Source organism: Saccharothrix mutabilis subsp. mutabilis (genome assembly GCF_039521145.1).
GTDB lineage: Bacteria > Actinomycetota > Actinomycetes > Mycobacteriales > Pseudonocardiaceae > Actinosynnema > Actinosynnema mutabilis.
The window spans coordinates 1-20,705 of record NZ_BAAABU010000023.1; the positions used below are offsets into that span (position 1 = coordinate 1).

General features: G+C 71.0%; 12 protein-coding genes and 2 pseudogenes. 12 read left to right on the forward strand and 2 right to left on the reverse strand.

What is annotated here, in order from left to right:
- A pseudogene (locus ABD126_RS32055) lies at nt 1–187 on the reverse strand (hypothetical protein); the annotation flags it as partial.
- A gap of 202 nt (nt 188–389) precedes the next feature.
- Between ABD126_RS32055 and ABD126_RS32060 the strand changes: the two are divergent.
- The 6 genes from ABD126_RS32060 (at nt 390) to ABD126_RS32085 (ending at nt 7,572) form a co-directional block, all read left to right on the forward strand.
- Nucleotides 390–1,952, forward strand: coding sequence for a sugar ABC transporter ATP-binding protein (locus ABD126_RS32060; RefSeq protein WP_343938077.1), 1,563 nt, complete (start codon nt 390–392; stop codon nt 1,950–1,952).
- A 50-nt stretch (nt 1,953–2,002) separates the two neighbouring features.
- Entirely contained in the window at nt 2,003–3,019 is a 1,017-nt protein-coding gene (locus ABD126_RS32065) for an ABC transporter permease (protein ID WP_425542911.1), read from the forward strand.
- Nucleotides 3,020–3,088: 69 nt separating this feature from the next.
- On the forward strand, nt 3,089–4,120 hold the full coding sequence (locus tag ABD126_RS32070) for a substrate-binding domain-containing protein (RefSeq protein ID WP_343938079.1): 1,032 nt from the start codon (nt 3,089–3,091) through the stop codon (nt 4,118–4,120).
- Nucleotides 4,121–4,137: 17 nt separating this feature from the next.
- Complete coding sequence (locus ABD126_RS32075; protein WP_343938081.1) at nt 4,138–5,412, forward strand: Gfo/Idh/MocA family protein; 1,275 nt, start codon at nt 4,138–4,140, stop codon at nt 5,410–5,412.
- 2 nt (nt 5,413–5,414) lie between these two features.
- Nucleotides 5,415–6,422 carry a sugar phosphate isomerase/epimerase family protein gene (locus ABD126_RS32080; protein ID WP_343938082.1) on the forward strand — a complete coding sequence of 336 codons (1,008 nt, stop codon included), beginning with the start codon at nt 5,415–5,417 and terminating at the stop codon, nt 6,420–6,422.
- A gap of 13 nt (nt 6,423–6,435) precedes the next feature.
- On the forward strand, nt 6,436–7,572 hold the full coding sequence (locus ABD126_RS32085; protein ID WP_343938294.1) for an inositol-3-phosphate synthase: 1,137 nt from the start codon (nt 6,436–6,438) through the stop codon (nt 7,570–7,572).
- 256 nt (nt 7,573–7,828) lie between these two features.
- Here ABD126_RS32085 and ABD126_RS32090 read toward each other — a convergent pair whose 3' ends face one another.
- Nucleotides 7,829–10,648, reverse strand: coding sequence for a glycosyl hydrolase family 95 catalytic domain-containing protein (locus tag ABD126_RS32090; protein ID WP_343938084.1), 2,820 nt, complete (start codon nt 10,646–10,648; stop codon nt 7,829–7,831).
- Nucleotides 10,649–10,791: 143 nt separating this feature from the next.
- On the opposite strand from ABD126_RS32090, the gene ABD126_RS32095 reads away from it, so the two are divergent.
- From ABD126_RS32095 to ABD126_RS32120, 6 genes and pseudogenes are all read left to right on the forward strand, one after another.
- Nucleotides 10,792–11,802, forward strand: coding sequence for a LacI family DNA-binding transcriptional regulator (locus ABD126_RS32095; RefSeq protein WP_343938086.1), 1,011 nt, complete (start codon nt 10,792–10,794; stop codon nt 11,800–11,802).
- A 117-nt stretch (nt 11,803–11,919) separates the two neighbouring features.
- Nucleotides 11,920–13,227: a beta-xylosidase gene (locus ABD126_RS32100; RefSeq protein WP_343938088.1), complete on the forward strand. Its 1,308-nt coding sequence runs from the start codon at nt 11,920–11,922 to the stop codon at nt 13,225–13,227.
- Nucleotides 13,228–13,316: 89 nt separating this feature from the next.
- Nucleotides 13,317–14,777, forward strand: coding sequence for a glycoside hydrolase family 10 protein (locus ABD126_RS32105; RefSeq protein ID WP_343938090.1), 1,461 nt, complete (start codon nt 13,317–13,319; stop codon nt 14,775–14,777).
- Nucleotides 14,778–14,802: 25 nt separating this feature from the next.
- Nucleotides 14,803–17,622 carry a PQQ-dependent sugar dehydrogenase gene (locus ABD126_RS32110; protein WP_343938092.1) on the forward strand — a complete coding sequence of 940 codons (2,820 nt, stop codon included), beginning with the start codon at nt 14,803–14,805 and terminating at the stop codon, nt 17,620–17,622.
- A gap of 17 nt (nt 17,623–17,639) precedes the next feature.
- Complete coding sequence (locus ABD126_RS32115; protein WP_343938094.1) at nt 17,640–19,331, forward strand: ThuA domain-containing protein; 1,692 nt, start codon at nt 17,640–17,642, stop codon at nt 19,329–19,331.
- Between the two features lie 89 nt (nt 19,332–19,420).
- A pseudogene (locus ABD126_RS32120) lies at nt 19,421–20,656 on the forward strand (RICIN domain-containing protein); the annotation flags it as partial.
- Nucleotides 20,657–20,705 lie beyond the last annotated feature (49 nt).

A 20,705-nucleotide genomic window follows, 5' to 3' on the forward strand; every position in this document is an offset into this window, starting at 1 on the left:
CCGCCAGCTTCTCGAACATCGCGATGCCGGCCGGGATCGAGTCGTGGCGGTACGCGCCGGCGGCGGTCTTGCTGAACAGCAGGACGTGCAGGCCCTCGGGGTGGGCCGAGGCGACCGGGACGTTCAGCCCCAGCACCAGTAACGCGGCCCCGAGGATCGAGGCCGCCCTCCGCAATCTGTGGCGCATCAGAACTTCCTTCCCTATGCGCGGCAGGGGGCATCGAACCGGTTCGACCGACCCTGCACGCTACGCGGGCATCCGTCGAACGGACAACGCATCGCTGGATCGAATCGCTTCGCTGTCCGAAAGTCGCCATGCCCTGTCGCGTGGCTTGGCGCCGCGCTACGCTGACCCGCTGGTGTTAGCGCTAACAACGTGGAGCACACCCATGACGACCGCACCGCTGCTGTCCGTCCGGGGCCTGGTCAAGCGGTTCCCCGGGGTCACCGCCCTGGCCGGCGTGGACTTCGACGTGCGCGCGGGCGAGGTGCACTGCCTGCTCGGCCAGAACGGCGCGGGCAAGTCCACCCTGATCAAGGTGCTCGCCGGCGCGCACCGCCCGGACGAGGGCGAGATCCGCGTGCTGGGCGAGGTGGTGTCGTTCCCCGACCCGACCGCGGCCATGCGCGCGGGCGTGGCGACCATCTACCAGGAACTGGACCTGGTGCCGGGATTGTCGGTGGCGGACAACGTCTTCCTGGGCCACGAGCTGTCCTCCGCCGGCTTCACCCGCCGCGCCGAAACGCGCCGCCGGACCCGCGCCCTGCTGGAGCGGTTGGGCCACCGGGACATCCCGCCCGACCGCGACGTGGGCTCGCTGCCGGCCGCGCGGCAACAGGTGGTCAGCATGGCCCGCGCGCTGTCGCGGGACGCGAGGCTGCTGGTGCTGGACGAGCCGTCGGCGGTGCTGGACCAGGACGAGGTGCGCACGCTGTTCGGCGTGGTGCGGGAGCTGACCGCGCAGGGCATGGCCGTCGTCTACATCTCGCACCGGCTGGCGGAGATCCGCGAGATCGGCGACCGGGTGACCGTGCTCAAGGACGGCCGCACGGTCGCCACCGGCCTCGACGCCCGCGCGGTCGGCACGCCGGAGCTGATCCGGTTGATGACGGGCCGGGAGGCGCGCAACGCCTACCCGCCACGCCGCCCGGTGGCAGAGGATGCCGCTGAGGCGTTGGTGGTGCGCGGGCTGGTGGTGGGCGGTTCCGTTGGCTCGTCGCGTGCCGACTCGGCGGCGGGCACACGTGCCGACTCGGCCGGTCGCGCTGGCGTGGACTTCGCGGTTCGCGCGGGGGAGGTGGTCGGGTTGGCCGGGCTGGTCGGGGCGGGGCGCTCGGAGATCCTCGAAGCCGTCTACGGGGCGCGGAAGCCTGCGGCGGGTGAGGTGGTGGTCGGTGGGCGGCGGCTCAGACCCGGTAGCGTCGGCGCGGCCGTGCGGGCGGGCGTGGGCCTGTGCCCGGAGGAGCGCAAGAGCCAGGGCCTGCTGCTGGACCAGGCCGTCTACCGCAACATCACCGTGTCGTCGCTGCCGCTGTTCGCCCGCCTGGGCTTCCTGGACGAAGCGGCCGAGCGGTCCCGGTCCGCCGAACTGACCTCCTCGCTGGACGTCCGACCGTCCGATGTGGACCGCGTGGTGCGCGCGCTGTCCGGCGGCAACCAGCAGAAGGTCGTGCTCGCGCGGTGGCTGTTGCGCGGCTGCCGGGTGTTGTTGCTGGACGAACCGACCCGGGGCGTGGACGTGGGCGCGCGTGGCGAGATCTACCGGCTGGTCCGCGACCTGGCCGAGCGGGGCGTGGCCGTGGTGGTCGTGTCCAGCGACATCGAGGAGGTGCTCGGGCTGGCCGACCGGGTGCTGGTGGTGCGCGAGGGCGTGGTCGTGCACGAAGGGCCCGCGCAGGAGATCGACGAGTCCCGGGTCCTGGACCTGGTCATGGAGGGAACCGCCGCATGATCGGTCAAGGAGGGAACCGCGGCACGACCGGTCGTGGAGGGAACCGCCGCGTGATCGGTGATGGAGGGAACCGCCGCGTGGTCGCCGACGCCGCGCCGCGCACCGCCGGGCGCTTCCTGGCCTCCGCGCCCGGCCGCAACACCGGCCTGGTCGTGGCCCTGGTCCTGCTGTGCCTGGTCGGCGTGGCGACGGCGGGGGACCGGTTCGCCGACCTGGACAACGTCCTGACCATCCTGCGGCTGGCCTCGGTGATCGGGGTGGTCAGCATCGGCATGACGTTCGTGGTCACCGGCGGCGGCATCGACCTGTCGGTGGGCGCGATCGTCGCCCTGGCGTCGGTCTGGGCGACCACCCTCGCGACCCAGGGCATGGCCGCCGACACGCACTGGCTGGTCGTGGTGTTCACCGCGCTGGCCGTGGGCGCGGGCTGCGGCGTGGTCAACGGGGTGCTGGTCGCCTACGGGCGGATCGTGGCGTTCATCGCGACCCTGGCCATGCTCGCCGCCGCCCGCGGCCTCGCCGAGATCATCTCCAACCGCCGCACCCAGATCCTGAACGTCCCCGGCTTCACCGCCTTCTTCGACGCGTCGGTGCTCGGAGTGCCCGTGCTGGTGGTGATCTTCGCCCTGGTCGCCGCCGGCGGCTGGGTGCTGCTCAACCGCACCACCTTCGGCCGCCGGACGTTCGCCGTCGGCGGCAACCCGGAGGCCGCGCGCCTGGCGGGCATCGACGTGCGGCGGCACACCGTCGTGCTCTACACCCTGCTCGGCGTGTGCTGCGGCATCGCCGCGGTCATGCTCATCGCCCGCACCACCACCGGCAGCTCCACCCACGGCGCGCTCTACGAGCTGGACGCGATCGCCGCCGTGGTGATCGGCGGGACCCTGCTCTCCGGCGGGCGCGGCACGATCGCGGGCACCGTGTTCGGCGTCCTGATCTTCACCACCCTGTCGAACGTGTTCACCCTCAACAACCTCTCCACCTCCGCCCAGGCCGTCGCGAAGGGCGCGATCATCGTGGTCGCCGTGCTCCTCCAGCAGCGGCTGGCGCGCCGTGGTGGTGCTTGACCGCCGCAGCACCCGACCCGCTGCGGCAGTGCTTGACCTTCGACCGCCACACATTCCGGGAGCACACCCATGCCACACAGGGCTTTCGTCCGCCTGCTCGCCTGCGCCGGGCTCCTGGCGCTCACCGCGTGCACGGGAAACACCGCGGCGCCGCCGTCCGGGACGACCGGGCAGGGCGGCGCGAAGGTCGCCAACGACGAGCCGGGCGAGAAGGTCGTCATCGGCTTCTCCGCCCCCGCCGCCGACCACGGCTGGATGGCCGCCATCACCAACGCGGCCAAGGCGGAGGCGGCCAGGTACTCCGACGTCGAACTGCGCCTGGTCGAGGGCACGAACGACGTGAACCTCCAGATCAGCCAGGTGGAGACGTTCATCAACGACAAGGTCGACGCCATCGTGCTGCTCCCGTTCGACGGCGCGGCGCTGACCCCGGTGGCGCTCAAGGCGATGAAGGCCGGCATCCCGGTGATCAACGTGGACCGCGAGTTCGACAGCCCGTTCGCCGCGCGCTCCACCGTGCTGGGGGACAACTACGGCATGGGCGTCTCCGCCGGCACCTACATCTGCGAGCGCCTCAAGGGCAAGGCGGACGCCGTGGTCGCCGAGATCGCCGGCATCGACTCGTTGCCGCTGACCCAGGACCGCAGCAAGGGCTTCGCCGACGCCCTGCGGGAGTGCGGGTTGAAGGTGGCCAACCGGGTCGCCGCCGAGTTCACCGTGGAGAGCGGCGAGAAGGCCGCCGCGAACCTGTTGCAGGCCGCGCCGCGCCTGGACGCCGTGTGGAACCACGACGACGACCAGGGCGTCGGCGTGACCGCGGCGGTCAAGAACGCCGGGCGCAGCGAGTTCTTCCTGGTGGGAGGTGCCGGGTCGGCCAACGTGATGCGGGAGATCAAGGCGGACAACGGGCTGCACAAGGCCACCGTGGTCTACCCGTCGACGCAGGGCGCGGACGGCATCCGGCTGGCGCGGCTCGCGGTGCAGGGCAAGAGCCTGGGCGACCTGGTGGAGGTGGAGATCCCGCGTCAGATCGAGCTGTACGCCCCGGTCGTCACCAAGGACAACGTCGACCGCTACCTGCCCGCGGCCTTCGAGTCCTGAGTCCTGGGGAGTTCGTGATGACACCGGAACTGCGCATTGCGATGATCGGCCACGAGTTCATGGGATCGGCGCACTCCCAGGCGTGGCGCGTGGCCCCGCGCTTCTTCGACCTGCCGCTGCGGCCGGTGATGGCCGTGCTGTGCGGCCGGGACCCCGGGCGCACCCGGGCCGCCGCCGACCGCCTGGGCTGGGCGGAGGCGGCCACCGACTGGCGGGCGGTGGTGGAGCGCGACGACGTGGACGTGGTCGACATCTGCGCGCCCGGCGACACGCACGCCGAGATCGCCGTGGCGGCGCTGGCCGCGGGCAAGCACGTGCTGTGCGAGAAACCGCTGGCCAACACGGTCGCCGAGGCGGAGGCGATGGTGGCCGAGGCCGACCGGGCCGCCGCGTCTGGCGTGCGGGCGATGGTCGGGTTCACCTACCGGCGCGTGCCCGCGTTGAGCCTGGCCCGCGACCTGGTGGCCCGGGGTCGGCTCGGGCGCGTCCACCACGTGCGCGCGCAGTACCTCCAGGACTGGATCGTGGACCCGGCCGCGCCGCTGTCGTGGCGGTTGCAGAAGGAGAAGGCCGGGTCGGGCGCGTTGGGCGACATCGGCGCGCACATCGTGGACGCGGCCCAGTTCGTCCTCGGGGACACCATCGCCGAGGTGTGCGGGACGATGGAGACCTTCGTGACCGAACGGCCGTTGGCGGCGGAGCACTCGGGCCTGTCCGGCACCGCCGTGTCCGATCGCACGGGCCCGGTCACCGTGGACGACGCCGCCCTGTTCCTGGCCCGCTTCACCGGCGGCGCGCTCGGGTCGTTCGAGGCCACCCGGTTCGCCAGTGGCCGCAAGAACGCCCTGCGGATCGAGGTCAACGGCTCGGCGGGCAGCGTGGCGTTCGACTTCGAGGACATGAACGTCCTGCACTTCTTCGACGGTGGCGAGGACGCCGCGGTGGCCGGGTTCCGCCGGATCGTCGTGACCGAACCCGACCACCCGTACGTCGGCGCGTGGTGGCCGCCGGGGCACGTGCTGGGGTACGAGCACGCGTTCACCCACCAGGCGGTGGACTTCGTCCGCGCGATCGCGGCCGGTGTCGATCCGAGTCCGTCGTTCGGTGACGGGCTGCGGTTGCAGCGCGTGCTGGCGGCCGTCGAGGCGAGCGCGGCGTCTCGTGCTTGGCAGGCCGTCGAGGCGAGCGCGGCGTCCGGTGCTCGGCAGGCCGTTCAGGGGAGCGCGGCGTCTGGTGCTCGGCAGGCCGTTCAGGGGAGCGATTCGACCAGCGCAAGTCGTGTAGGGGAGTGACGATGGCACGTCCGATCACGTTGTTCACCGGCCAGTGGGCCGACCTGCCGTTGGAGGAGGTCGCGCGGCTGGCCGCCGGCTGGGGTTACGACGGCCTGGAACTGGCCTGCTGGGGCGACCACCTCGACCCGTGGCGGGCCGCCGAGGACGACGACTACGTCGCCGACCGGCTGGCGCTGCTCGCCGAGCACGACCTGAAGGTGTGGACGATCTCCAACCACCTCACCGGCCAGGCGGTGTGCGACGACCCGATCGACCAGCGGCACCAGGGCATCCTGTCGGCGCGGATCTGGGGCGACGGCGAACCCGAGGGCGTCCGCCGGCGCGCGGCCGAGGAGATGAAGGCGACCGCCCGCGCCGCGGCGCGCTTGGGAGCGGACACGGTGGTGGGCTTCACCGGCTCGTCCATCTGGAAGACGGTCGCGATGTTCCCGCCCGTGCCGAAGGAGATGGTGGACGCCGGGTACCAGGACTTCGCCGACCGGTGGAACCCGATCCTGGACGTGTTCGACGAGGTCGGGGTGCGGTTCGCGCACGAGGTTCACCCGTCCGAGATCGCCTACGACTACTGGACCACGGCACGGGCTCTGGAGGCCGTCGGCCACCGCCCCGCGTTCGGCCTGAACTGGGACCCGTCGCACTTCGTGTGGCAGGACCTGGACCCGGTCGGCTTCCTGTGGGACTTCCGCGACCGGATCTACCACGTGGACTGCAAGGACGCCCGCCGCCAGGTCGGCGACGGCCGCAACGGGCGGATGGGATCGCACCTGCCGTGGGGCGACCCGCGCCGGGGGTGGGATTTCGTGTCCACCGGGCGTGGAGACGTGCCGTGGGAGCGGGCGTTCCGGATGCTCAACACGATCGGGTACGCCGGGCCGGTGAGTGTGGAGTGGGAGGACGCCGGAATGGACCGGTTGGTGGGTGCCCCGGAGGCGTTGGACTTCGTGCGGCGGAACGCTTTTGACCCGCCTGCGGCGTCGTTCGACGCGGCCTTCGCCGCTGGGGACTGACGCCGTGACGGTACTGGAACGGATCGGGTTGTGGCTCAACGGTGGCCGGGGGTCGGTGGCCACTACCGCGATCACCGGACTGCTTGCGTTGAGGTCCGGGCTGGTGGAGCCCGTTGGGTGCGTCACGGAGTTGTTGGACGCGCCTTTGTCGCCGTGGCGGGCGTTTGTGGTTGGCGGTCATGATGTGGTGACAACGCCTTTGGTGAAGCGGGCGGAGTTGCTTACGCGTGACGGTGTTCTGCCGCCCGGCTTGGCCGCTGGGTTGTCGGATGAGTTGGCTGCGGTGGACGCGGAGATTCTGGCTGGCTACCAACCGGGTACGTGCACCGGTAGCCAGGCGGACGCCGCCCGCAGACTGGTTGAGGACATCGAGGACTTTCGGGGCAGGCACCAGTTGAGTCGGGTGGTGGTGGTCAATGTGGCTTCCACCGAGCCGCCGGTGACGGTGGGGTCCGGGTCGTTGGCGGCGTTGGACGACGAACTGGAAGTGCCTGGGCGGGCTGTGCTGCCGCCCAGCTCGTTGGTGGCTTACGCGGCCTTTCGGGCGGGCTGCGCCTTCGCCGACTTCACCCCGTCTACGGGGGTGGCTCTGCCCGCCCTGGACGAACTGGCGCTCCGGCAGGGTGTGCCGTATGCAGGGCGGGACGGCAAGACCGGGGAGACCCTGCTGCGGGCGGCCTTGGCTCCGATGTTTGTGTCCAGGGCTCTGAGAGTGCGGTCTTGGACCGGCACCAACCTGCTGGGTGGGGGTGACGGGGCGACCCTTGCCGATCCGGGTCATGCTCGGAGCAAGTCCATTTCGAAGGCGAAGGGGTTGGCGTCGCTTCTGGGTGAAGACGTCACCGCGCCGTTGCACATCGACTACGTGCCGGATCTCGGTGAACAGAAGACCGCTTGGGATCACGTGTCGTTCGAGGGCTTCCTCGGCGCGCGGATGACACTGCAAACCACCTGGACGGGGTTGGACTCCTCGCTGGCCGCGCCACTCGTGCTCGACTTGGCGAGGTTGCTGGCTGCGGCGCACGCGGCGGGGAGGTCGGGGGTTCAGGAAGCGTTGGCCTTCTTCTTCAAAGATCCTTTGGGTACTGACGAGCACAGGCTGCACGAGCAAGCTCGTGTCTTGGGTGTGTGGGCAGCCGGATTGCGCTGAAGCGCTTTATCAAAAGCTGAAAAGCGAAGAGCGAAGAGCTGAAAAGCGGCGCTCGCCGCGCGGCAGGCCCCCGGGGGGTGGAAGGGCGTCGGTTCGTTCCCCGTACGGCCTGCCGGAGGCAACCACCCTTTGGTCTTCTCCGCAACCGGAAAAGCTGGTTGCGGAGAAGACCAAAGGGTGGTTGGGCTGCGCCCAGGCCGTACGGGGAACGAACCGAGGCCCTTCCTGTGGCTGGTAGCCCGTGGCGCCTGCGGCGCTAGGCTCGGCTTAGGTGGAAGCGTTGGTTTGTTGCGCCTGTGACGGACCACTGGGAGATCCTGGTGCCGTCCGTGGTTGCGGCTTGCCAGATGTCCAGGGCCAGGCCGCTCAGGCGGTTGACCAGTGAGATCGTGCCGCCGCCGTGGTCTACCAAGCGCCACTGTTGGGCGGTCGAGTTGGTGTCTGGTTGTTGGACGATGTCCGCGCCGCTTGTTGTGCTGGTTGCTTGGAGGACCAGGCCGCTGTGACGGGCGCGTACGCGGTAGTGGCCGTCGGTGGAAGGTATGAAGTCGAACTGTTGGTTCAGGCCGCTTCCCGTTGTCCACTGGATCAACAGTGCGCCTGGCGCTGTTGAAGCGCCGTTGATGTCTGCTGCCTTTCCGCTGTGCGCCGCAACCAGTCGGTAGTGCACGCCCGGCTCGACCACACTTCCTGAAGCCGTCACGGTGACGCGGTACGTGTGGCCGGATTGGGTTGCGAACGTGATCACGTCCGGCTCGGGGCGCGTGAACGTGACCGGTGTTCCGGTTGTGGTGTCGTGGAGTTCGACGGTTCCGGTGAGGGTTCTGTTGCGCAGCTTCACGGGGCCGGTGCGGTCTGCTGCGATGGTGATGGTCGTGGCTTGGCCGTTGGCCCACGTTGCCCCTACGGTGTAGCCGCCACGGCCGCGCAAGCCTGTGACGCTTCCGGTCGGCCAGGCCGGTGGTAGGGCTGGCAGGGTGTGCAGTTCGCCGTTGTGGCTGTGCAGGAGCATTTCCGCGATGCCAGAGGTGGCCCCGAAGTTGCCGTCGATCTGGAACGGCGGGTGCAGGTCGAACAGGTTCGGGGCCAAGCGGTCCGGTCTGATCAACGCTCGGATGAGGTCGTGTGCTCGTGTTCCCTCTTCCAGGCGCGCCCAGAAGTTGATCTTCCACGCCAGTGACCAGCCCGTGCCCGCGTCGCCGCGCAGTTGGAGGGTGCGTCGGGCCGCGTCGAACAGGGCCGGGGTGCCTCGCTTGGTGATCTGGTTGCTCGGGTGCAGTCCGTAGAGGTGGGAGACGTGGCGGTGGTTCGTCTCGGGTTCGACCCAGTCGTGCAGCCACTCCTGGATGTTGCCGCGGGAACCGACCTTCATCGGCGCGAGCCTCGACCGTGCGGACGATAGTTGGCTGCGGAAGTCCGCGTCCACTCCGAGGATCTCGCTCGCCTTGGCGCAGCCGTCGAACAGGTCGCGCAGGATCTGCATGTCCATGGTGGGGCCGGCGCAGATGGAGGCGCCGGAGTGGTGGGGCAGTTCCGGCGAGTTCGACGGGTTGGTCACCAGGACCCGCAGCCTCGGCTCTTCCACCAGCGTGTCCAGGAAGAACCGGGCGGCGCCCTTGAGGGCCGGGTAGCGGGAGCGCAGGAAGTCGACGTCCCCGGTGAACAGGTAGTGGTCCCAGATCATGGTGGCCAGCCACGCCCCGCCCGTGGGCCACATGCCCCACAGCGCGCCGTCCACGACCGACGCGCCGCGCCAGCCGTCGGTGTTGTGGTGGGTCACCCAGCCGCCCGCGCCGTACTGCGCCGACGCCACCCGCGCGCCGGTCACGGTCAGGTCGTCGATCATGTCGAACACCGGCTCGTGGCACTCGGCCAGGTTGGTGGTGTCGGCGGGCCAGTAGTTCATCGGCAGGTTGGCGTTCAACGTGTACTTGCTGTCCCACGACGGGGCCATCTGGTCGTTCCAGATGCCTTGCAGGTTCGCGGGCTGGGTGCCCGGCCTGGACGACGAGATCAGCAGGTAGCGGCCGTACTGGAACAGCAGCGCCGACAGTTGCGGGTCGTTGGTGGTGGCGTGGTTGGCGATGCGGGTGTCGGTGGTCTGGTCGGCGGCCGGGGTGCGGCCCAGGTCGAGGGTGACGCGGGTGAACAGGCGCTGGTAGTCGGTGACGTGCCGGGCGCGCAGCGTGTCGTGGGCCGGTGCGGCGTTGAGGTGTCGGTGTGCGATGCCGGCGTGGTCGCCGTTGACGTTGCGGTAGTCGACGTAGCTGGTGCCGATGGAGACCAGCAGGGTGACGCTGTCGGCGTTGGTCACGCGCAGCGTGCCGCCGGAGCTGGTGGTGCCGCCGCCGGCGGTGACGGCGCGGGCCAGGGCGGTGAAGCGGACCGCGCCGGGGATGCCGCGGTGGTCGCCGGAGACGCCGGTCAGCGCGATGGTGGTGGCGTCGGGGCTGGACGGTGTCGCGCGTTGGGGTGTGCCGAACGACGCGGTGAACGAGATCGACCCCGGTCGGTCGGCGGTCAGGCGCACGGCGATCACCTGGTCGGGGGCCGAGGCGAGGACTTCGCGCCGGAACCTGGTCCCGTTGGCCACGTAGGTGACGACCGTGGTCGCCGTGGTCAGGTCCAGCCACCGCTGGTAGCCGCTCACCGTGCCCGGCGCGGGGAAGACCAGTCGCAGGTCGCCCACGGGCTGGTAGGCCAGCTGCGCGGCGGGTTCGCCCAGCATGGTGCGGTTGGCCAGGTCCTGCGCCTGGGTCCACTGGTCGGCGAACACCAGCCGCCGGATCTCCGCCAACGACGCCGCGCCCCGGGGGTTGGTGTAGTCGTGCGGCCCGCCGGCCCAGAGGGTGTCCTCGTTGAGCTGCAACCGTTCGGCGTCCGTGCCGCCGAACACCATCGCGCCCAGCCGGCCGTTGCCGACCGGCAGCGCTCGCAGCCAGTCCGTCCCGGCGGGCTCGTCGTACCAGAGGGACAGGTCGCCTGCCGGGGACGCGGCGTGCGCGGTCACGGGCAGGCCCACGGACGTCAGGGCCGCGCCCAGCACGATCGCCTGCCGTCGGGAAAGTTCCGTCATGGGTGTGCTCCACGGGTCGAACCGGTTCGAGCGGAGCGGCGTCACGTCAACGTAATGACGGGCGCAACGCTGCGCAAGGCTCGTATGATCGCCTGTGGTCGAACGCGTCGAACGGCGCGTCGAATCGGTTGGACGGTGAGCGCATGAACATCGGCGAGATCGCCAGGCGCGCGGGCGTGGCGCGCAGCACGGTGTCCTACGCGCTGAGCGGGAAGCGGCCGGTCGCCGAGGCCACCGCCAAGCGGATCAACGACGTGATCAGCGAGCTGGGCTACCGCCCCAACGCCAGCGCCCGCGCCCTGGCCGAGGGTCGCACCCGCACGCTGGGCCTGGTGATCCCGCCCGCCGGCGCGCGGCTGACCGGCGTGCAGCTCGGGTTCGTCGCGGGCGTGGTGGAGGCGGCGGCGGCGCACGACCTGGACGTGCTGGTCTCGCCCAGCGGCGGCCGGCACGACCGGTCCTTCGAGCGGATCGTCACCGGGCGGCGCGTGGACGGCGTGGTGCTGATGGAGATCCTGCTGGACGACCCGCGGGTGGCCCGGCTGGAGGAAAGTGGCCTGCCGTTCGTCACCATCGGCCACGTCCAGGACCCCGGCGCGTCGTGGTGGGTGGACGTCGACTACGCGGCGCTGATCCGGCGGTGCGTGCACCACCTGGCCGACCTGGGCCACGAGGAGGTGGTGCTGGTGAACCGGTCCGCGGAACTGGTCGCCTCCGGGTACGGGCCCGCCGCGCGCTCGACGGCGGGCCTCCTGGAGGCGGCGGGGGAACGCGGCGTCCGGGCGCACGTGGTCACCTGCCCCGACGAGCCGGGGGCCGGGTTCGCCTGCTTCGAGGACATCCGCACCCGCCTGCCCGGGGTGACCGGGCTGGTGACGATCAACGAGGCGGCCCTGCCCGGCCTGCAACGCGCGTTGCAGCGCGCCTCCCTGGAGGTGCCGCGCGACTTCTCCATCACCGGCGTGGTCGCCGACCACCTCGCGGAGGACTTCCACCCGCCGCTGACCGCGGCCGACGTGCCGGCCGTCGAGATGGCCCGGATCGCCCTGGAACTGCTGGTGGAACGCATCGCCGACCCCGCGGCGCAGCCCCGCCACGCCCTGCTGGTGCCGCCGGTGACGCTGCGGTCGAGCACCGGGGCCAGGCGCCGCTGAAACAGTTGCGCGAAACGTTTCGCGTTGTGGCGGCCATTGTGTGGTCGCCGAAGCCCGGCGTACGGTGATCCGAGCGCTCGAACCGGTTCGACCCTCGTTCGGCTCCGGGAGTTCGATGTGGACACCACCCGCCACGGGTTAAGCGCCGCCGCCGTCATCACCGCGCGACCGTCACCCGACGGGTCCGTGGGCGTCGACTTCTCCGTGACCGGCGGCGCGCCGACGCACCGGGCCTCCGGCTGGCTCTACGGCATGACCGAGGACGCGTCCGCCCCGCCGGACCGCTTCTTCCACGACCTCCGCTTCCGCGCCCTGCGCGCGGGCGGCGCGCAGCTGGACAGCCCGGGCGGCTGGGTGTCGGGCCGCTACGACCGGCGGTGGCGGGCCACCCGCGCCCAACTGCTGCGCGCCCGCGCGCTCGGCGGCGAGTTCGTCCTGCTGCTGCACGACCTGTGGGGCGCGGACGGCCACCCGATCGCCCGGTTCCCCGGCGACGACGGCGACTGGGCCGACTACGACGACTTCCTCACCCGCGTGGTGGCCGACGTGCGGGCGACCCGCGCGCCCGTGCGGTGGGACCTGTGGAACGAGCCCGACCTCGCGGCGTTCTGGAACCGCCCGCGGGCGCAGTACCTTCAGCTGTGGCGACGCACGCACCGCCGCGTGCGCGCCGAGTTCCCGGCGCACGCGGTCGTCGGCCCCAGCACGGCCGGCGTGCCGACGACCGGGCCCGGCTGGTGGACGCGGTTCCTGGACTTCGCGTGCGCGCACGACGTCGTGCCGGACGTCGTCAGCTGGCACGCGCTGCCCGGCGACCCGGTGGCGACCGCGGCGGCGGCCGACGCGAGCCTGGCCGCCCGCGGCGTCCGACGCCCGTGCCAGATCAACGAGTACGGGGCCGCGGACGAGCAGCACCCCGCCGGCGGCGCGTGGTACGTCGCGCGGCTGGAACGGGCCGGTGTGGACGGCCTGCGCGCCAACTGGGCCGCCGGCGGCGACCTGCACGACGACCTGGCCGGCCTGCTGGTCCGGGATGCGTCCGGCCGGCACCGGCCCAGGGGCGAGTGGTGGGTCTACCGGTTCTACGGCACGCAGACCGGCGTGACCGCGTCGGTGTTCCCGGGCGCGGACCACGACGCCTTCGCCACGAAGACCGTCGGCAGCGCGAAGGTGCTCGTCGGTGGTCGAACGACCGGGGACGTCGTGGTCGGCTTGCACCGCCTGGACACCACGAGCGGCATCGTGGTGGACGACCGGGTGCGCGTGCTCGTCGAACGCATCCCGCACAACGGCGGCGCGGCCGTGGACGGGCCGGTGACCGTGCGGGACGCGGTCGTGACCCTGACCGACCACGGCACGACGGTGCACCTGCCGCACCACGCCGCCGAAGACGCTTTCACCATCACGCTGCTACCCGCTCGCTGACCCACGCGGTCAGCACGGCACCCGCGCCGGCCGCGTACTTCTGGGAGCGCTCCCGGAACCTGGCCATCCTCCAACGGCGAAGGAGAACCATGACCCTGCACACCCGCCCGACCCGTCGGAGGCGGACGCTCCTGCGCTCCGCCACCGCTTCACTCGCCCTGGCCGCCGCGGTGACGCTCGTGCCGACCCCGGCGACAGCGGCCGAGACCACGCTGGGCGCTGCGGCGGCCCAGAGCGGTCGCTACTTCGGCGCGGCCGTGGCCGCGGGCCGCCTGGGCGACAGCCAGTACACGACGATCCTCAACCGCGAGTTCAACTCCATCACCGCCGAGAACGAGATGAAGTGGGACGCCACCGAGCCCTCCCGCGGCACGTTCACCTTCGGCGGCGCCGACCGCATCGCCAACCACGCCCGCGCCAACGGCAAACGCCTGCGCGGCCACACCCTCGTCTGGCACTCCCAACTGCCCACCTGGGTCCGGGACATCCGCGACGCCGCCACCCTGCGCAGCGTGATGAACAACCACATCACCACCGTCGCGACGCGCTACCGCGGCCAGATCGACTCGTGGGACGTGGTCAACGAGGCGTTCGCCGACGGCACCACCCAGTTGCGCCCCTCGGTGTTCCGCGACGTGCTCGGCAGCGGGTTCATCGAGGAGGCCTTCCGCACCGCCCGCGCCGCCGACCCCGCCGCCAAGCTCTGCTACAACGACTACAGCGTCGAGGACTGGAACGCGGCCAAGACGCAGGGCATGTACGCCCTGGTCCGCGACTTCAAGGCCCGCGGCGTGCCGATCGACTGCGTCGGCTTCCAGGCCCACTTCGGCTCCGGCGGACCGCCCGCCACCTTCCAGACGACGCTGACCAACTTCGCCGCGCTCGGCGTGGACGTGCAGATCACCGAGCTGGACATCGCCGGCGCGCCGACCACCGGGTACGCCAACACCGTCCGCGCCTGCCTGAACGTCCCGCGCTGCACCGGCATCACGGTGTGGGGCATCCGGGACAGCGACTCGTGGCGGTCGGGCGAGAACCCGTTGCTGTTCGACCGCTCCGGGAACAAGAAGCCCGCCTACGACGCCGTCCTGTCGGTGCTGAACGGCGGCACCAGCGGCGGCGGGGTCCAGGTCGGCGTGAACTACCGGCTGGTCGCCACGCACAGCGGCAAGGCGGCCGACATCTCCGGCGCGTCCACCGCGGCGGGCGCCCAGCTGATCCAGTGGACCGCCGGCAGCGGCCTCAACCAGCAGTTCGACTTCCTGTCCTCGGGCGACGGCCACTACCGGGTCCGGGCGCGGCACAGCGGGTTGGTGCTGCAACCGGCCGGCACCGCGTCCGGCGCGGACGTCACCCAGCAGCCGGACACGAACTCGGCGGCCCAGCAGTGGCGGGTGGTCGAGCACGGCGGCGGCGTGGTCAGCCTGGTCAACCGGGCCAGCGGCCTCGCGCTGGACGTCTGGGGCGTCTCGACCGCCGACGGCGCGCGCATCTCCCAGTGGACCCACACCGGCGCCGCCAACCAGCGCTTCACCCTCACCCGCGCCTGACCCGAGACCGAAGGTGTTGCCCCCCATGAAGAACAGACTGACCGCGGCGCTCTCGGCCGCCCTGCTCGCGGTGGCCGGGGCGGTGGCCGTCACCACCGCGACCGCGCCGCCCGCCGCCGCGCACGGCGTCAACCCCGCCGACTTCCAGCAGGTCGAGCTGGCCAAGGGCGTCGCCGAGATGGGCGAGCCCATGTCGATGACCGTCCTGCCCGACCGCTCGGTCCTGCACACCTCCCGCAACGGCGCCATCCGCCGCACCACCGCGGCCGGCGCCACCAGCGTCATCGGCACCATCCCCGTCTACACGCACGACGAAGAGGGCTTGCAGGGCATCGCGGCGGACCCGAACTTCGCCACCAACCGGCACGTCTTCGTCTACTACGCCCCGCCGCTGAACACCCCGGGCGGTGACGCGCCGTCGGCCGGCACCGACTTCTCGGCGTGGAACGGCGTCAACCGGCTGTCCCGCTTCACCCTCAACACCGACTTCACCCTCAACACGGCCAGCCAGGTCACGGTGCTGGACGTGCCGACCAGCCGGGGCATGTGCTGCCACGTCGGCGGCGACATCGACTTCGACGCGGCCGGCAACCTGTACCTGTCCACCGGCGACGACACCAACCCGTTCGACTCCGGCGGCTACACCCCGATCGACGAGCGCTCCGGCCGCAACCCCGCCTACGACGCCCAGCGCAGCGCGGGCAACACCAACGACCTGCGCGGCAAGGTGCTGCGGATCAAGGTCAACCCGGACGGGACCTACACGATCCCGGCGGGCAACCTGTTCGCCCCGGGCACCGCCCGCACCCGGCCCGAGATCTACGCGATGGGCCTGCGCAACCCGTTCCGGTTCAACGTCGACAAGGCCACCGGCACGATCTACCTGGGCGACTACGGCCCCGACGCGGGCGCGGCGAGCAGCACCCGCGGCCCCGCGGGCATGGTGGAGTTCAACCGGATCACGTCGGCGGGCAACTACGGCTGGCCGTACTGCGTGGGCGGCAACACCTCCGCCGAGGCCTACGTGGACTTCACGTTCCCGTCCGGGCCGTCGGGCAGCCGGTTCAACTGCGCCGCGCCGGTCAACAACTCGCCCCACAACACCGGCCTGGGCACCCTGCCCGCCGCGCGGGCGGCGTGGATCAAGTACGACAACTGCTCGTTCGCCGCGTTCGGCTGCGGTTCGGAGTCGCCGATGAGCGCCCCGGTCTACCGGTACGACGCGGCCAACCCGTCCCCGGTGAAGTTCCCGCAGTCGCTGGACGGCCACGTGTTCACCACCGAGTTCGGCCGCCGCTGGATCAAGGTCGTGGACGTCAACGCCGACGGGTCGGCCGGGCAGGTCAGCGACTTCCCGTGGCGCGGCACGCAGGTCATGGACGCCTCCTTCGGCCCGGACGGCGCGCTGTACGTGCTGGACTACGGCACCGGCTGGGGCAGCGGCGACGCCGGCTCCGCGCTCTACCGCATCGAGTACATCGGCAGCGGCAACAACCGCGCGCCGATCGCCAACGCGTCCGCCGACCGCACGTCCGGCGGTGCGCCGCTGGCGGTGAACTTCTCGTCGAACGGCTCCTCGGACCCCGAGGGCGGCGCGCTGACGTACTCGTGGAACTTCGGTGACGGCACCACGTCGACCGCGGCCAACCCGAGCAAGACCTTCACCGCCAACGGCCAGTACACGGTGACGCTCACCGTGCGCGACCCCGGTGGCCTCACCGGCAGCACCAACCTGACCATCACGGTCGGCAACGCCGCGCCCGTGGTCACGCTGAACACACCGCCCAACGGGTCGTTGTTCAGCTTCGGCGACACCATCCCGTACACGGTCACGGTCACCGACGCCGAGGACGGCACGATCGACTGCACCCGGGTGAAGGTGTCCTACATCCTCGGCCACGACAGCCACGGCCACCCGATCACGTCCAAGACCGGCTGCTCGGGCACGCTCCAGATCCCCGTGGACGGCGAGCACGACACGGCGGCGAACCTGTTCGCGGTGTTCGACGCCGAGTACACCGACAACGGGGCGAACGGCGTGCCGCCGGCCACCACGCACACCCAGCACACCCTTCAGCTGCGGCACCGGCAGGCGGAGCACTACACGTCCCAGTCGGGTGTGGGGCTGTACGACAAGACCGCGGCCGAGGGTGGTCGCACGGTCGGCGATGTGCACAACGGGGACTGGATCGCCTTCCAGCCCTACAACCTGACCGGCGCGACCCGGTTCACCGCGCGGGTGTCGTCGGCGGGGGCGGGCGGCACGATCACCGTGCGCACCGGCTCGCCGACCGGGCCGGCGCTGGGCGCCGCGACCGTGCCGGTGACCGGCGGCTGGGACACGTTCACCGAGGTCTCGACGGGTTTGACCGGCGTGCCGACCACGACGGGTCCGCTGTACCTGACGTTCGCCGGCAGTGGCACGGGTTTCCTGTTCGACGTGGACGCGTTCACCCTGGGGGCGTCGACCGGGACGCGCACCGGTCCGATCACCGGCGCGGGCGGCAAGTGCGTGGACGTCAGCGGCGGCAGTACCGCTGACGGGGCGCGCATCCAGTTGTGGACCTGCAACAGCGGCACGAACCAGCAGTGGACGGTCCAGGGTTCGACGCTGCGGGCGCTGGGCAAGTGCATGGACGCGGCCGGTACCGCCGACGGCAGTGCGGTCCGGTTGTGGACCTGCAACGGCGGCACGGCTCAGAACTGGTCGGTCGGTGCGAACGGGTCGCTGGTCAACGCGTCCGGCAAGTGCCTCGACGCGAACGGTGCTTCGACGGCGGACGGGACGGCGCTGATCGTCTGGTCCTGCCACGGCGGTGCGAACCAGCGCTGGACGCTGCCCTAGGCCTGTGGGAGGTTGAGATGAAATCCTTTGTGAGAAGGGCGTTCGGCGCCGCCTCGGCGGTGTTGGTCGCCGGTGCGGTGGTCGGCGCGCCACCGGCCGCGGCCGTGGACACGCCCTACGACGTGCTGGTGTTCTCCAAGACCGCGGGGTTCCGGCACGATTCCATCGCCGTGGGCACCCAGATGATCCGAGACCTGGGCGCGGCCAACAACTTCACGGTGACCGCGACCGAGGATTCCGCCCAGTTCAACGCCACCAACCTCGCCCGCTTCGAGGCCGTGGTGTTCCTCAACACCACCGGAGACGTGTTGAACGCGACCCAGCAGACCGCGTTCGAGTCCTACATCCGGGGCGGCGGCGGGTACGTCGGCGTCCACTCCGCCGCCGACACCGAGTACGACTGGCCGTTCTACGGCGAGCTGGTCGGCGCGTACTTCTCGTCGCACCCGGCGATCCAGCAGGCGACCGTGCGGGTGGAGAACCGGGCGCACCCGGCGACCGCCCACCTGGGTTCCAGTTGGGTGCGCACCGACGAGTGGTACAACTACCGGACCAACCCGCGGTCCACGGCCCGGGTGCTGGCCACGTTGGACGAGTCGACGTACTCGGGCGGCTCGATGGGTGGCGACCACCCGCACACGTGGTGCAAGTCGGTCGGCGGCGGGCGGTCGTTCTACACCGGCAGCGGTCACACGCAGTCGTCGTACTCGGAGGCCGGGTTCCGGTCGATGGTGCTGGGCGGGCTGCGGTACGCGTCCGGTCGGGCCAAGGCCGACTGCCGGCCGGAGACCGGGTACACCGCGCTCTACAACGGTTCCACCACCGGGTGGTCGCAGGCCGGGCCGGGCAGCTTCGCCAATTCCGACGCGACTCTGCGGTCATCCGGAGGGATGGGGCTGTACTGGTACAGCGCCAAGGAGTTCCGGTCGTACTCGCTGAAGGCGGACTGGCGGGTCGACGGGGACGACAACTCCGGGGTGTTCGTCGGGTTCCCGGCCAGTTCCGATCCGAACTCGGCGATGGCCAACGGGTACGAGGTGCAGATCGACGCCACCGACACGCCGGACCGGACCACCGGGTCGGTGTACGGGTTCAAGGCGCCCGACACCGCGGCCCGGGACGCGGCGTTGAACCCGCCGGGGGAGTGGAACACGTTCGAGCTGCTGGTGGAAGGCGAGCGGCTCCAGGTGTTCCTGAACGGGGTGAAGATCAACGACTTCACCAACGCCGATCCGGTCCGGTCGTTGGCCTCCGGGCACATCGGCTTGCAGAACCACGGGACCGGCGATGACGTGTCGTTCCGCAACGTGCGCATCAAGGAGCTGGGCGGCACTACGCCGCGGACCGGGCCGATCCGTTCGGCCGGCGGGAAGTGCGTCGATGTGAGTGGCAACAGCTCGGCTGATGGTGCGCGGATCCAGTTGTGGAGCTGTCACAGCGGGGCGAACCAGCAGTGGACCGTCGAGGGATCGACGCTGCGGGCGTTGGGCAAGTGCATGGACGCGGCCGGCACCGGTGATGGCAGCGCGGTGAGGTTGTGGACGTGCAACGGCAGTTCCGCGCAGAACTGGACTGTCGGGTCCAACGGGTCGCTGGTCAACGCTTCGGGCAAGTGCCTTGACGCCAACGGCGGGTCGTCGGCGGACGGTACGGCGTTGATCGTCTGGTCTTGCCACGGTGGCACCAACCAGCGCTGGACGTTGCCATGAGTGGCCGGGGCGTTGTCGCAGGTGCTGTGACGCTGCTCTTGGCCGGAACGCTTTCCGGGTTCGGCGCACCGGCGGCCTCGGCGGCGACCGTGGACACCAATGCCTGGTACGTCCTGGTCAACCGCAACAGCGGCAAGGCACTGGACGTTTACGGTGCGGCCATTGGTGACGGTGTCCGGGTCTCGCAGTGGACTCGGAACGATGGCGCCAACCAGCAGTTCCAGTTCGTGGACTCCGGCGGTGGTTATTACCGGGTGAAGGCGCGGCACTCCGGCAAGGTGTTGGACGTGTCGGGGGCTTCCACCGCCGATGGCGCGGCGGTCCAGCAGTGGTCTGATCACGGTGGGGCCAACCAGCAGTTCCGGCTGGCCGACTCGGCCGATGGCCACGTGCGGCTGATCAACCGGAACAGCAACAAGGCGGTCGAGGTCCAGGGAGCGTCCACCGCGGACGGTGCGAACGTCGTGCAGTACAGCGATCACGGCGGGAACAACCAGCAGTGGCAGCTGGCGAAGGTCGACGGTGGCGGCACGCCGGGCGGCTCCGGGTGCGGCAAGGCGCCTGGGCTGAGCAGCGGGTCGCACACGATCACGAGCAACGGGAAGTCCCGGAGCTTCATCGTCCGGGTGCCGACCGGGTACGACCAGAACCGGGCGTACCGGCTGATCTTCGCGTTCCACTGGCGCGGCGGCACGATGAACGACGTGTCGTCGGGCGGGACGAGTGGTGCGGCGTGGTCGTACTACGGGATGCAGGAGCAGTCGAACAACAGCGCGATCCTCGTCGCGCCGCAGGGTTTGGGGAACGGGTGGGCGAACTCGGGTGGCGAGGACGTCACGTTCGTCGACGACCTGATCCGGCGGATCGAGGGTGCGCTGTGCGTGAATCCCGGGCAGCGGTTCGCCATGGGGTTCAGCTATGGCGGCGGGATGAGCTATGCGCTGGCTTGTGCTCGGGCGACGGTGTTCCGCGCGGTGGTGGTGTACGCGGGGGCGCAGTTGAGCGGGTGTTCCGGTGGTAGCCAGCCGATCGCGTACTTCGGCATCCACGGGATCTCGGACAACGTCCTGAACATCGGGCTGGGACGGGGGTTGCGGGACACCTTCGTGCGGGCCAACGGGTGCACGGCGCAGAGTCCGCGTGAGCCCGGGGGCGGCAGCCTGACGCACATCACGACGGCGTACTCCGGGTGTCGTGCGGGGTATCCGGTGCAGTGGGCGGCGTTCGACGGTGGGCACATGCCGGGGCCGGTGGACGGGTGTGCTTGTGAGAGCGGGGTGCGGACCTGGACCAAGGGTGAGGCCTGGCGCTTCTTGTCCCAGTTCTAGCTCTGCTCGGCGATGAGCCCGGCGCTCCTCCTCGGGGCGCCGGGCT

Excerpts from the sequence above, each read along its gene's own strand:
- ABD126_RS32060 (WP_343938077.1), top strand. The coding sequence starts at position 390 with ATGACGACCGCACCGCTGCTGTCCGTCCGGGGCCTGGTCAAGCGGTTC.
- ABD126_RS32070 (WP_343938079.1), top strand. The coding sequence starts at position 3,089 with ATGCCACACAGGGCTTTCGTCCGCCTGCTCGCCTGCGCCGGGCTCCTG.
- ABD126_RS32075 (WP_343938081.1), top strand. The coding sequence starts at position 4,138 with ATGACACCGGAACTGCGCATTGCGATGATCGGCCACGAGTTCATGGGA.
- ABD126_RS32080 (WP_343938082.1), top strand. The coding sequence starts at position 5,415 with ATGGCACGTCCGATCACGTTGTTCACCGGCCAGTGGGCCGACCTGCCG.
- ABD126_RS32090 (WP_343938084.1), bottom strand. The coding sequence starts at position 10,648 with ATGACGGAACTTTCCCGACGGCAGGCGATCGTGCTGGGCGCGGCCCTG.
- ABD126_RS32095 (WP_343938086.1), top strand. The coding sequence starts at position 10,792 with ATGAACATCGGCGAGATCGCCAGGCGCGCGGGCGTGGCGCGCAGCACG.
- ABD126_RS32105 (WP_343938090.1), top strand. The coding sequence starts at position 13,317 with ATGACCCTGCACACCCGCCCGACCCGTCGGAGGCGGACGCTCCTGCGC.
- ABD126_RS32110 (WP_343938092.1), top strand. The coding sequence starts at position 14,803 with ATGAAGAACAGACTGACCGCGGCGCTCTCGGCCGCCCTGCTCGCGGTG.
- ABD126_RS32115 (WP_343938094.1), top strand. The coding sequence starts at position 17,640 with ATGAAATCCTTTGTGAGAAGGGCGTTCGGCGCCGCCTCGGCGGTGTTG.